Source organism: Thalassospira sp. MCCC 1A02898, assembly GCF_001618185.1.
GTDB lineage: Bacteria > Pseudomonadota > Alphaproteobacteria > Rhodospirillales > Thalassospiraceae > Thalassospira > Thalassospira tepidiphila.
Genome location: NZ_LPXK01000010.1, coordinates 110,352 through 122,057, shown reverse-complemented (window position 1 = coordinate 122,057; position 11,706 = coordinate 110,352). Strand labels below are relative to the sequence as shown.

The window sequence follows — 11,706 nt, the reverse complement described above, 5'->3', positions numbered from 1 at the left end:
ATGGTTAAACAGGATGTGATGGATATCTGGTCAGCGTTGCAATGGGCGGTGCGGGACCAGAAGGCGGATATTGCAAACAATTGGGATGCGTACAACCGGTCCGCTCACGGTGCGGGCAGTATGACGGGCAAGGGCATCGAGATGGCTCAGCTTGGTGCGTCGGTCGATACATCGCGATCATCTGCCCCGGACCTTGACCCGGATGCAGAACTGATCTGGCAAGGGGTCGAGTTGTTGTTTGCCCAGTGGCGCAAAGGTGAGTTGGCGGCAGAGGTCGGCGCCAATGTGCCGGTGCAAATGCAGCGCTGCCTTGCCCGGTTGCCTGGTCATCCAGTTGTCGAGATGGTTGTGGCGGCGCGGTCCGGTGATATGCCAGACTGGATGCCCGGTGGCTGGACCAATGATGCATCGCTTACCCGTCGGCAGGTGGAAGAGTCGAGGCTGGTTTATCTGCTGGTCTGGGATCTTCTGGCTGCTTTGTGCACGAGGTTGCAGGCGTCTGACAGCATGGGCATTACCATCGAAATGCCCAGAATTCCGCGCTCTCCATGGAATGCGCGCAAAAAAGTTCAAAAAGCTTGTTGACTTGTTTTGCGGTTTCTGGATACCTAAACAGGCTCATCAAGAGAACTGCGCCTGCCGCTCACCAGCGGCGGGCGTTTTTCGTTTGTGGGCTGTTCTTGTCTCCCAGCGGTTGATGATGCTTGCTGAGTTTCTTGGACGTTTCCTCCCACAGCTTTCGAGCTGTACTCGCGGCGGTTACCCTCACGGGTGCCGCCGCAGTCTTTTGGTGGTGATGTGATGCCGAACCTGCCGACAAAGCCTTGCGCTGTCGCCCGGTGCGGCACGCTGACCAGGGAGCGATACTGCGAGAAGCATCAGGCCGAACATCGCAAGCGACAAGACGAACGGCGCGGAACCGCAGCCAAGCGTGGCTATGGTTCCAAGTGGCAGAAGGCACGCGCTGCGTTCCTTCGGGAACATCCGCTATGTTGCCAATGCCAGAACGAGGGCTATGTCGTGGCAGCCACCGAGGTTGACCACATCATCCCGCACAAGGGCGACCAGAAGCTATTCTGGTCCCGCTCGAACTGGCAATCGCTTTGTAAAACGCACCACTCGATCAAAACTGCCAAAGAAGACGGCGGCTTTGGTCATCGCTGATGCATGGGTGGGGGAGGGTCAAATCTCTACACCCCAACCGCCCAAGACCGCTTGGGTGGTCACGTTTTTACGCACGGGAAATTGAAAAGGAAAAACCCATCAGGGTAAACCCTTGGTCCAGAAGGACAAGGACAGAAGGCGTTTCCCGAATTGATGGAGTGAAGCCATGTCACGGGGACGTAAACCTGATCTGCCAAGCAATGTCGTTCGGCTGACACAGGACGGGAAGCAACCCGGAACGCAGACGCAGGACGCAAAGGAAATGGCGCGCGATCTTAAGCCGCGCGGCCTGCCAAAAGATGTCGCAGCGGTGTGGGACGCGGTCGCGCCGGTACTGGCGGAAAAGCATCGGCTTGATCCGTTGTTTGTCCTGCCGGTGGTGGAGCTTTGCCACTGTGTCGCGAAGATGAATGAATACCGTGCGCTGTTTCGCAGCAAGGTGAAAATCACCGATGCCAATGGCAAGCAGCGTACCGAGATTTACGGCGAAACCTATGAGGTTGAAGGCCGTAACGGTAACCAGATGAAGACCCGCCCGGAGGTTGCACAGTTCAATGAAACCCGCCGGACCTTTCTGCGCCTGACTGCTGAATTTGGCATGACGCCATCTGCTTCGCGGTCCCTGGCGTCGGCGGCAGGTCAGGGTGATTTGTTCGATGACTTCGACGACTTCGCACAAGGCAGGGGTACCTAAGAAGCATCGCCCGGTCACCAGAAAGGATCTGGCAAAGAAAGTGCCCGAGGCGATCCTTGGGCATATCAGCACGATCTATGCGCTGGACATTGTCGAAGGCAAAAAGCCAGCCTGCAAGAAACGCATCGCCGCTTGCCAACGCCAGCTTGATGATCTGGTGCATGGCGCGGAACGCGGCTTGGTGTTTTCGATCCCGCGCGCGGATCACGCGATGCAGTTCTTTGGCTACCTGCGCCATTCAAAGGGGCAGTGGGGCGGCCAACCATTTGTGCTTGCCGATTGGCAGGCGTTTTGCACATCGGTCATCTTTGGCTGGCTGACATCAGAAACGCTGACCCGCCGGTTTACCTACGTCTATGTCGAGGTGCCGCGCAAGAACGGCAAGTCAACATGGCTGGCCCCGATCGGGCTTTACATGCTGATGGCCGATGATGAACCGGGGGCGGAGGTTTACACCGCTGCGACCAAGGCCGATCAGGCCAAGATCATCTTTCAGGAAGCTGATCGCATGGTTGCGACCAGCCCGGCACTGCGCCGCCGCGTCAAACGGATGGCGCGGCACATGGAACATCCGAAAAGCTTTTCGGAACTGAAATACATTTCGGCGGATGCCAAGAAACTTGATGGCCTAAACAGCCATTGCAATCTGGTAGATGAAGTTCACGCCCACCCGGACGGGCAGTTGATCGAGGTGCTTAAAACCGGCATGGGCGCACGTCGCCAGCCGTTGCATGTGGAAATCACGACGGCAGGGACCAACCCTTATTCGATCTGCCGGCAGCATCATGATTACACGGTCAACGTTCTTAATGGCGTGTTCGAGGATGATACCTGGTTCGGGTTCATCTGTTCGATCGATGATGGCGATGATCCGTTTTCCGAGGTGTCCTGGGAAAAGGCCAACCCGAACTATGGGGTTTCGGTCCTGCCCGAGGCGATGCGCAAGGTATCGATCGAGGCCAAGAACAACCCGTCATCGCTTTCGGGGTTCAAGCGCCTTCGCCTGAATGTCTGGAGCCAGACGGCGGAAATCTGGCTTGATATCGAGAAATGGCGCGGCTGCGAGGTTGTGATTGATCGCGAAAGCATGCGCGGTCGCAAGTGCTATGTCGGGCTCGACCTTTCATCGGTTAGCGACATCACCGCCGCCGTGCTGGTCTTCCCGCCGGTTGAGGTCGGGGAGCCGGTCAAGATTTTGCCGTTCTTCTGGGTGCCAAAAGGCACGATTGAAAAGCGGGCCGCTGACAAGGCGGTGCCATACGATGTGTGGCTTGCCCAAGGGCTTATTCGTGAAACGGATGGTTCCGCAACGGACTATGACGCGATCGAGGCTTTTCTGATCGGCAAAGAGGAGCTTGGTCTTTCGGGGCTCAGTGACGAATTCGAGATTGCCGAGGTCTGCTATGACCGCATGTTCGCGGGCCAGATCATCCAGCATCTTGAGGATGCCGGGTTGACCTGCGTTTCCTGCGGCCAGGGGTTCTATGGCATGGCGGCCCCGTGCCGCGAGCTTGAACGCCTGGTGCTTGATCAGGGCATCGCCCATGACGGCAATTCAGTCATGGACTGGATGATCAGCAACACGTCGGTCAAACAGGATGACGCCGAAAACAAAAAGCCGGTCAAACCCGACACGCGCAAGGATATGCGCAAGATCGATGGTGTGGTGGCGATGTTGATGGCGATTGGCCGGATGATTTCGGCTGAGGAAGAGCAGATCGTAACAGTCGATTCAATATTCGGTGGTGTGGCATGAAGCTGCGAGAAAGATTGTTCGGCTGGGCGACACGCGCGCAGACCAGCGAACAGGAAATCAATACGCGGCTGTGGCGCAATGAGCCGTTCCTTAATCTGGGCACGTCGCAACCCATCAGCCATCACACGGTGTATTCCTGCATCAATGTGATTGCCGAGGGGTGCGCCATGCTGCCTTTCATTCTGTATCGCAAGCAGGATGGATCGCGGGTCGAGGCGGTTGACCACCCGTTGTATGACCTTCTGCAATTCAGTCCGAACCCGCATATGACGGCGTTCCAGTATTTGCAGATGTTGTTCTTTGACAAGCTCAACTATGGCGATCACTTCGCGCTCAAGGTGTTCGATGAACGCGGGCGGATTGCCGAGATTTACCCGATCGAATACAGCCGGGTGATGCCGTTCTGGTATCTGGAAGCCGAAACCGGATTGCGCCGCCGCGCCTATCGCGTGACCGGGTATAGCGGCCTGCAGGCGGTGTTTCTGGAAGATGAAATCTTTCATATCCAGTTCAAGCCGATCACGGCGGGCGATAATTACGGCCTGCGTGGTGCGTCGGTCTGGGAGGCCTATCAGGACAAGACGATTGAGGTGGCCCAAAAGGCTGAGGATTTCGTTTACAGCAACTTCGAGAACGGTGTGAACCTGTCGGGTCACATGGCGATCGAGGCCCCGCTGGATAAAGAGAAATCGGAAGTCCTGCGAGAACAAATCCAGTCGGCTTACGGCGGTTCGTCCAAGACGGGGCGTATCGGTGTGTTCGGGCACGGGGCGACCTATCACCCGCACAGCCAGACCAACAAGGACGGGCAGATCCTTGAAACCCGCAAATATGACCGGTCGATCATTGCCGGGATCCTGCGGGTGTCGGCCCATCTGATCAATGATCTGGAAAAGGCGACGTTTTCGAACGTCGAGCACCTTGACCTTGCGCATTACAAGCACTGCCTGTTGCCGCATCTGATCGATCTTGAACAGACGGCGCGCAAGGATCTGCTGACCGATGATGAACGCCGCCAGTTCGAACTTGGTCATGATGACTCGTTGCTGCTGCGTGGGGATCAGAAATCGTTTGCGGAGGTCTTGGAAAAGGCCGTTCAGAACGGGCAGATGACGCCAAACGAAGCACGCGCCAAACGCGGCCTTCCGCCGATGGATGGCGGTGATGAACTGTTCATCAACAGCGCCAGCATCCCGATTGCGATGGCCGGGCAAAACAAGGGGCAGTCGAATGACGCACAAGACTGATCTGGAAGACGGGCAATCGCCATCCGAGCTTGAACTGCGGTTCAATCTTGATGTCGAGCTGCGGGCCGAGGATGACAGCGCGCGCATGGTCAAGGGCTATGCCGCGATGTTCAACAGCAAAACCAAGATCCGTATGTATGGCGGCCATACCTTCGAGGAATGGCTGAACCCCGGCTGCTTTGCCAAGTCGATCGGCGATGGCAAGGATGTCCGGTTCCTGGTTGAGCATATGCCGTTCATGCTTCTGGCCCGTTCCGGTGCCGGCACGCTGACCCTGACAGAGGACAAGCGCGGCCTGGCGTTCGAGGCAATCCTGCCGGACACAACCCTTGGTCGCGATACCTATGAGAATATCCGGAACAAGAATTACCCGGGTATGAGCTTCGGTTTCCTGCCGGTCAAGAACCAGACCGAATATGACGATCGCGGGCGTCTGATCCGCGTTCAGCATGATGAAGTTGACGTGCGCGAAATCACGGTCACTTCGATGCCTGCCTATCCGAAAACCAGCGTGGCCGTCCGGTCGCTGGCAACCCGGCCTGCGCCGGACAACCTTGCGCTGCGTGCGCGTCTTGCCCAACTGAAAGGTTAACGACAATGAAGACCCTTAAGGAATTGCTGGAACAGCGCGCCAAGCTGGTCGCTGATCTGGATAAGATCGCCAAGGCCGATGAAATCACCGACGAACAGCGTGCCGAGTTCGACAAGATCGAGGCACAGATCGAGGCGCTTGATGGTGATATCACCCGCGCGAAAAAGCTGGAACAGCGCCGTTCCGAAGCGGCTGCACAGGTTCCGGATGACGATGCAGGTCAGGATGACGCGGCAGCGGGCCAGACCCGTTCGCAGAACCCGTTCGGCGATCGCCCGACCATCGCAGCAGCACCGGCAGAGCAGCGCAACCTTTCCGATGAATTCGGTATGTTTGTGCGCAGTTACGCGCTGGCGCAGGTGGAGTTGCGTGAAGGTCGCTCGACCAATCCGTCTGTTGTGGCTCAGAAGCTTTATGGTGAACGCCACGTTGTGGTGAAGAACCTTGAGCGCGCCCAGACCATGTCTGAGAACGCCGGCGGCGGTTTCATGGTGACCCCGACCTACATGCCGGAAATCATCAAGCTGTTCGGCCCGAATACGATCGTGCGTCAGAATGCGACGGTCGTTCCGGGTAACGGCACCTACTTCAAGGGCAAAACCGGTGCGTCTGTCAGCTATGTCGGTGAGAACGAGCAGGGCGAGGAAACCGGCGTCACGTTCGGCACGATGACGATGGCGGAAAAGGATATTGCCGCCATCCTGCCGATCTCCAAAAAGCTGCTGCGCAATGCGTCTGTCGGCATCGAAGCTTATTGCCGTGATGAACTTGTCCGCGCAGCCGCCGAGTTCGAAGACCTGAAATTCCTTTACGGCAAAGGTGTTGGTAAGGAAGTCAAGGGCTATGCCAACGGCATCCTTGCTGACAACAAATTCAATGTTGCCAGCCAGACCGCACCGACCAACGCTCAGGTCCGCACCGAGCTTCGCAAGGCGCTCAAGGCGATGGCAACTGCCAATGTCCCGATGAACGGGACCAACCCGGCTTGGTTCATGTCGCCGCTGATCAAGATGTATCTTGAGGATGTCTATCAGGGTGATGTGAAGGCGTTCCCGACTCTGGAAGGGCCAAACCCGACCCTGATGGGGTATCCGGTTTACACCAGCACCCAGATCACCGGCCCTGCTGGTGGTGGTGGTCAAATCTTCTTTGGTTGCCATTCCTACGCAATGGTGGCTGACAGCGTTGCCATGTCGCTTTCGACCAGCGATCAGGCGTCCTACAAAGACGCTGGTGGCAATCAGGTCAACCTCTGGGCGCAGGGCATGCTGGGCATCAAACTCGATATGTCGCATGACTTCGGGTTCAAGTATGACCAGGCGTTCGCGATGCTCAACAACGTCAAGTGGGGTCAGTAAGCCGGTTTCCGGTTTGACCGCAATCTGATCGGGTCGCCTTCGGGCGGCCCGTTGTCATTTGCAATGGAGTGAAAAACAATGGATACCGCACTTGGCCGCGACAATGCAGCCTATCTGACCCCGGTGTTCGCGGCGGCTGAATATGATCTGACCGCTGGCGCTGGCACTGACAATACCGAACAGACCTGGGCGACGATTGATCGCCTGACCGCCTTTGACAATGTCCGCCATGCAAGTGCGGTTGCCACCGTCGCGGTGACCGCCACCCTGGCAGAAGGTGAAACGTCGATCACCACGGGCATCTGGGAACATTCCGTTGATGGTTCGACCTGGGTGGAAATCGGCACCGATACCACCATGCTGACCCTGACCGGTGGTTCGGGTGGTTCGACCGAAACTGGTGCTGCTGATTTGAATATCAATCTGGCCGAGGCCAATCAGTACGTCCGTTTCAAGCAGACCACTGACCTTTCGGCATCTGGCACCGATACCGCCAAGGTGTCGGGCGTTTATATCTTCTCTGCGCCCAGCGAAATCTGATCGCGGAACCGACTGTTGAACAAAGGGGGCGGGTGACCGCCCCTTTTTGCGTAAGAGGCGCGGCATGGATGTATCGCTTAAAACGGCACCGGGTGAACGGATTGTCACGCTTGATCAGGCCAAGGCGCAATTGCGCGTGCCGGCGGCCTTCGCCGATGAAGACGATTATATTGAATCTTTGGTGCTCGGGGCTGAAAGCTATATCGATGGCCGTGACGGTATCCTTGGCCGTGCCCTTGTCAGTCAGACATGGGTTGGCACGCTTGATGGTGCGTTCCCGTCTGAAATCACCTTGCCATTACCGCCGCTTCAAACGGTGTCATCCATCAAATACATTGATGCCGATGGTGTCGAACAAACGCTTGATAGTGCCGAATATCAGGTCATCAACAATGTTGAGCCCGGCCTGATCGTTCCGGCCTTTGGCAAAACATGGCCGACAGTCCGCGTCCAGCGCCAGGCGATCACGGTTGAATTCGTTGCCGGGTATGGCACGGCGGCGGAGCTGCCGGAAAAGGTGCGCCAAATGGTGCTGTTTCTGGTGGGGCACTGGTACATCAACCGGGTGCCGATCAATGTTGGCAACATCGTCAACGACATACCGGAAACATTCATGTCGCTGTTTAATGCGACCCGCAAGTGGGGGTTTTGATGGCGAAGGTTTTGCTAAAGGTTGTTGACGGCACCGGGCATCAACATGCCGCCGAAATCGCGTTACGGGACGTGAAAATGATCAAGGCGCGGGTCTTGGTCGGGCTTTGGCTGATCAAGCTGGGCTGTGCCGTGATGTCTGTCCGCAGTGAAAGCGAAGGTTCTGATGCAGCCCGGTGAAATGAATGAGCTGATCACGTTTGAGCAGGTCGGTCATACCAAGAATGCCGGGGGCGGGTCGGTGGAGGCTTGGGCGCAGCTTGGTGCGAAAAGCTGGGCCAAGGTCAAGCCGATGTCGGGCAGTGAACAGGTGCGCGCCGCACAGGTGGGCAGCAGCACCATGTTTGAAGTCGGGCTGTATCGCCGCACCGATGTCAACGAAGCCGATCGGATCGTGCGGAGCAACGGCGATGTGTTGCGGATCCGATCCGTGCTGCGTGAAACCAATGAAGGCTTCATGACCGTCATGGCCGAGAAGGTAACGCCGTAGGCTGTCTACTTGTATTTGTCCCAGAGGTCGCGGCGTGGTAACCATATTTCAATTCTGGCGCCACCGTGCATGCCGTTGTTTGGCGGGATGATCGTGGTCAGGCGGGCGAATGTCGGAACGTGAGAGGGAACCTGTTGACTGAAACGGTTTGCCAGCTTGCGCGAAAGATAGCCGAGGTGGAGTTCTTCTGATCCGATGTCGGCTTTGACCGCGATGGCGTTTGGGTCGAACTTGTTGTCTGGTTCGGCCAAAAGGGTGATCTGGGCGTTCTTGGCGGCATAGAGCTTTTCGTATGCCGGTTGGTAATGGCTTGCGCCAGCAACCGGTTCGTGTTCGACAAACTTTCTGTGGAAGCCATCAGGGCGTTCGCGTTTATCGAAAAAGATGTTCTGTCGTCCGGGCCGCGACGATTTTTGTTCATACCCTAGTCCGATGTTTTGGAGGCGTTCGATTTTCGCCTCGAATGCTTTGTTCTCGGCATAGGCTTGGCCGCTTTCGGCCCAATGGCGGGCTTCACGAAACGCGGCGTTGGGATCGATCGTGGTGTTGTTGTTTCTGTCGTAGTGCGGGTTTTCTTTTGGGTGGGGCAAAAGCTTTGAAATACACCAAAGGACAACGATGGCGCAGCCGCCGAGAGTGAGCCACATCAGTACTTCCATAATACCCCCTTTGCAATCAGGGGTGGAATGCTACGACCGTCATATGATGGGAGTCAAATATTTCAGGACTTGCGCAGTCGAACGCCGGGGCCTTCGCCGTTCTCGGCAATGAAGATTATGCCTGCGTTTTCAAGTGCGGTCTGAATGGCAGAAAGATTCGGTTTGTTGATATTTGGCACAGTGTCGTCGAATGACTCCGCCCTGCGCACAGTCATCAATCCAACCTGTGCCTTTTCGGCCAGTTCTTGGGCTGTAATTTTTATTATGGCGCGTGCTGCTCGTATCTGCGAACCAGTGATCATTTTTGTACCATGTGGTTTTTAATTGACCATATCAACATCAGGTGATACTTAAAGTACCACCTGATATCTGAAAGGGCAATTAAATCATGGCGGACATAAAGTTTTCAGTCGCCTCGACCGTCACCGATCTGCGGTTTGCCTATGAGGCGCTGCGCTTGATCGGGGATGGAGATGGCGACGGCAATCTAGCCGACTGGTACGAGGATCAGCTTGTCGCTGTTCGGGCACGGGACATGAATGAGTTGTGCATCAAGTTTGATGCCCTGATGTCACTGGCCGAGCCTAACAGCGGTGCGTTGTCAGAGCGCGGTCATGCAATGCTTATTGCGCGGGTCGCCAGCCTGCGGGTTGATATTCATGCGCTGAAAGGTGGTGTGCAATGACGATGCCAATGGTTTTTGACTTCGAGGGCCGCGAGGTTCGCACCATCGATCGTGAAGGCGTGATCTGGTTCGTGTTGGCAGATATCTGCCGAGTGTTGGCGATCACAAACAATCGGAATGTTACCGCGCGTTTGGATGACGATGAAAAGGGTGTCCATACTGTGGACACCCCCGGTGGCACTCAGGACGTGACCATCATCAATGAAAGCGGGCTTTATTCGCTGATCCTGACCAGTCGCAAGGAAAGTGCCAAACGGTTCAAGAAATGGATCACGGCAGAAGTTCTGCCGACACTGCGCCGGACTGGTCGTTATGAAATCCCGCCTGTGGCCCCGACCGGGGATATGGATACGGGGGATGATTCAGAATACGGCACGGCAGAGGTCAATTCCGCCTTGGCGGTTGTACGCGAAGTCCGAAAGATTTTCGGGCGGGCGGCGGCGCGGCGTATCTGGAACCAGTGTGGTGCGTTGCCGATGGTCGAGCCTGAGACGGATTACACCGGCCTTGACAGTTCCAAGGGTGTTGCCTGCCTTGCCTGGTTGATGGGTGCGTCGGCCGATGGTGGTGGGCTGATCGGTGATTTGATCACCGAGGCGCGGCATTCTGCTGCGGCGGTCGAACAATTGCGGGCAATGGGTATCCGGGTTTGCGATGCGACCTGTCCCGGCGGTGTTCTGGTGGCGAATTCCCATCCGGCCTTGCGCCGGGTGTTTGCCAATACCAAATGGGCGGCGGGCTGGCGCATGGCGCTAATGTCGCTTCCGGGTGCGTTGCCATCGGCTGGACCAACGCGGTTCGGACCTGTCAATTCGCGCGGCGTGGTGGTGCCTGTGTCGGTGGCGATGCCATCGTCATCGCGGGAAGTCGTCGCGGCTTAGTCGGGCCGAAGTTCAGATATTCAGGCCTTAGGTTTATGTTCAAAGTGGGAGATTCCCACGATGGCAGATGATCTTAAACCTGAGTAGTGCACAGGTTTTAATGCAATAGAAACTTAGCAGGCGGCATCGGTGCAAACCGGGCCGCCTTTCGTTTTGGGGTTGGGTATGAGCCGTCGAGGATCTGGGCTGCGCGGGGTGAACAATTTCCGCCGGCTGTTGCGGCGGTTGCCCGATGAAGTATCGCAAGAGGTCCGTGACGAAGTCCGCGAAGCTGCCGAGTTGATCGAATATGACGCCAAGCGGTTGGTGCATAAGGACAGTGGCGATTTGGCGGCATCGATCAGTCACAAGTTGGGACGTGACAAGATGTCAGCCCAGATCGGTTTCAGTTCGAAGTGGAAGCGGCTTTGGCGGCAGGCGGGTTGGCGTGCGGCGTTCGAGGAACTTGGCACGTCGCGGCAACGCGCGCATCCGTTCCTGTTCCCGGCATGGGAAATGAACCGGGCGGATATCACCAAGCGGATCGCCAGGGCGATCAACAACACGCTGGATCGGTTGGCATTTTATAAAAGCAGGTAGGCGTTATGGATGCTTCGTGGCCGGTGCAAAAGGCGCTGTTTTCGGTGCTGGATGCGGCATTGGAATGCGATGTGCATGACAATGTGCCCAGCAACGCACAGATGCCCTATGTGGTGATCGGTGATGATACGCAGGTGCCAGAAGATACCAAGACCAGTCTTGGCTTTGGCGTGACGGTTACCTTGCATGTCTGGTCGGATGCATCGGACGGGCGGCGCGAGGCCAAGCAACTGCTTGGCGAGATTTATGGCGTTTTGCATGACGCCGATCTGACCATTGATGGCATGGATGCGATTTCATGCCGGTTTGAATTTTCGGAAACCATACCTGATGTCGATGACCGCCTGACCCATGGGGTTGCGCGGTATCGGATAGGCGCAGACAAGGTCGCATAAGCGGCCTTTTTTGGT

17 protein-coding genes are annotated in these 11,706 nt (G+C 56.7%); 15 read left to right on the top strand and 2 right to left on the bottom strand.

The window, feature by feature from the left end:
• The 11 genes from AUQ41_RS09640 to AUQ41_RS09590 all read left to right on the top strand — a co-directional run bounded on the left by AUQ41_RS09640 (position 1) and on the right by AUQ41_RS09590 (position 8,492).
• A complete protein-coding gene (locus AUQ41_RS09640; RefSeq protein ID WP_063088225.1) occupies positions 1-585 on the top strand; it encodes a hypothetical protein in 585 nt (194 codons plus the stop codon).
• Positions 586-801: 216 nt separating this feature from the next.
• A complete protein-coding gene (locus tag AUQ41_RS09635; RefSeq protein ID WP_063088481.1) occupies positions 802-1,164 on the top strand; it encodes an HNH endonuclease in 363 nt (120 codons plus the stop codon).
• A gap of 166 nt (positions 1,165-1,330) precedes the next feature.
• Positions 1,331-1,858, top strand: a complete 528-nt coding sequence (locus AUQ41_RS09630) for a P27 family phage terminase small subunit (RefSeq protein ID WP_083952942.1) — start codon at positions 1,331-1,333, stop codon at positions 1,856-1,858.
• A complete protein-coding gene (locus AUQ41_RS09625) occupies positions 1,821-3,614 on the top strand; it encodes a terminase large subunit (protein WP_083952943.1) in 1,794 nt (597 codons plus the stop codon). Before AUQ41_RS09630 ends, AUQ41_RS09625 begins: the two co-directional genes overlap by 38 nt.
• Positions 3,611-4,861: a phage portal protein gene (locus AUQ41_RS09620; RefSeq protein ID WP_063088219.1), complete on the top strand. Its 1,251-nt coding sequence runs from the start codon at positions 3,611-3,613 to the stop codon at positions 4,859-4,861. Before AUQ41_RS09625 ends, AUQ41_RS09620 begins: the two co-directional genes overlap by 4 nt.
• Positions 4,845-5,453, top strand: a complete 609-nt coding sequence (locus AUQ41_RS09615) for an HK97 family phage prohead protease (RefSeq protein WP_063088217.1) — start codon at positions 4,845-4,847, stop codon at positions 5,451-5,453. Before AUQ41_RS09620 ends, AUQ41_RS09615 begins: the two co-directional genes overlap by 17 nt.
• A gap of 5 nt (positions 5,454-5,458) precedes the next feature.
• Entirely contained in the window at positions 5,459-6,811 is a 1,353-nt protein-coding gene (locus tag AUQ41_RS09610) for a phage major capsid protein (RefSeq protein WP_063088215.1), read from the top strand.
• A 78-nt stretch (positions 6,812-6,889) separates the two neighbouring features.
• Positions 6,890-7,351 (top strand): hypothetical protein, encoded by a 462-nt coding sequence (locus AUQ41_RS09605; RefSeq protein WP_063088213.1) that lies wholly within the window; start codon positions 6,890-6,892, stop codon positions 7,349-7,351.
• A gap of 64 nt (positions 7,352-7,415) precedes the next feature.
• Positions 7,416-8,003: a hypothetical protein gene (locus tag AUQ41_RS09600; protein ID WP_063088211.1), complete on the top strand. Its 588-nt coding sequence runs from the start codon at positions 7,416-7,418 to the stop codon at positions 8,001-8,003.
• Positions 8,003-8,182 (top strand): hypothetical protein, encoded by a 180-nt coding sequence (locus tag AUQ41_RS09595; protein WP_083952945.1) that lies wholly within the window; start codon positions 8,003-8,005, stop codon positions 8,180-8,182. Before AUQ41_RS09600 ends, AUQ41_RS09595 begins: the two co-directional genes overlap by 1 nt.
• The gene (locus AUQ41_RS09590) at positions 8,169-8,492 is read left to right on the top strand and encodes a phage head closure protein (RefSeq protein WP_063088207.1); all 324 of its coding nucleotides are present in this window, start codon (positions 8,169-8,171) and stop codon (positions 8,490-8,492) included. Before AUQ41_RS09595 ends, AUQ41_RS09590 begins: the two co-directional genes overlap by 14 nt.
• 5 nt (positions 8,493-8,497) lie before the next feature.
• Here AUQ41_RS09590 and AUQ41_RS09585 read toward each other — a convergent pair whose 3' ends face one another.
• Positions 8,498-9,151, bottom strand: coding sequence for an HIRAN domain-containing protein (locus AUQ41_RS09585; RefSeq protein WP_063088205.1), 654 nt, complete (start codon positions 9,149-9,151; stop codon positions 8,498-8,500).
• A 62-nt stretch (positions 9,152-9,213) separates the two neighbouring features.
• A complete protein-coding gene (locus AUQ41_RS09580; RefSeq protein ID WP_063088203.1) occupies positions 9,214-9,453 on the bottom strand; it encodes a hypothetical protein in 240 nt (79 codons plus the stop codon).
• Positions 9,454-9,539: 86 nt separating this feature from the next.
• Here AUQ41_RS09580 and AUQ41_RS09575 point away from each other — a divergent pair, with 86 nt between their 5' ends.
• The 4 genes from AUQ41_RS09575 (at position 9,540) to AUQ41_RS09560 (ending at position 11,691) form a co-directional block, all read left to right on the top strand.
• Positions 9,540-9,836: a hypothetical protein gene (locus AUQ41_RS09575; protein WP_063088201.1), complete on the top strand. Its 297-nt coding sequence runs from the start codon at positions 9,540-9,542 to the stop codon at positions 9,834-9,836.
• The gene (locus tag AUQ41_RS20525; protein WP_083952946.1) at positions 9,833-10,717 is read left to right on the top strand and encodes a Bro-N domain-containing protein; all 885 of its coding nucleotides are present in this window, start codon (positions 9,833-9,835) and stop codon (positions 10,715-10,717) included. Before AUQ41_RS09575 ends, AUQ41_RS20525 begins: the two co-directional genes overlap by 4 nt.
• A 165-nt stretch (positions 10,718-10,882) precedes the next feature.
• Positions 10,883-11,296, top strand: coding sequence for an HK97-gp10 family putative phage morphogenesis protein (locus AUQ41_RS09565; protein WP_063088199.1), 414 nt, complete (start codon positions 10,883-10,885; stop codon positions 11,294-11,296).
• 5 nt (positions 11,297-11,301) lie between these two features.
• Positions 11,302-11,691 carry a DUF3168 domain-containing protein gene (locus AUQ41_RS09560; protein ID WP_063088197.1) on the top strand — a complete coding sequence of 130 codons (390 nt, stop codon included), beginning with the start codon at positions 11,302-11,304 and terminating at the stop codon, positions 11,689-11,691.
• The last annotated feature ends 15 nt before the right edge of the window (positions 11,692-11,706 follow it).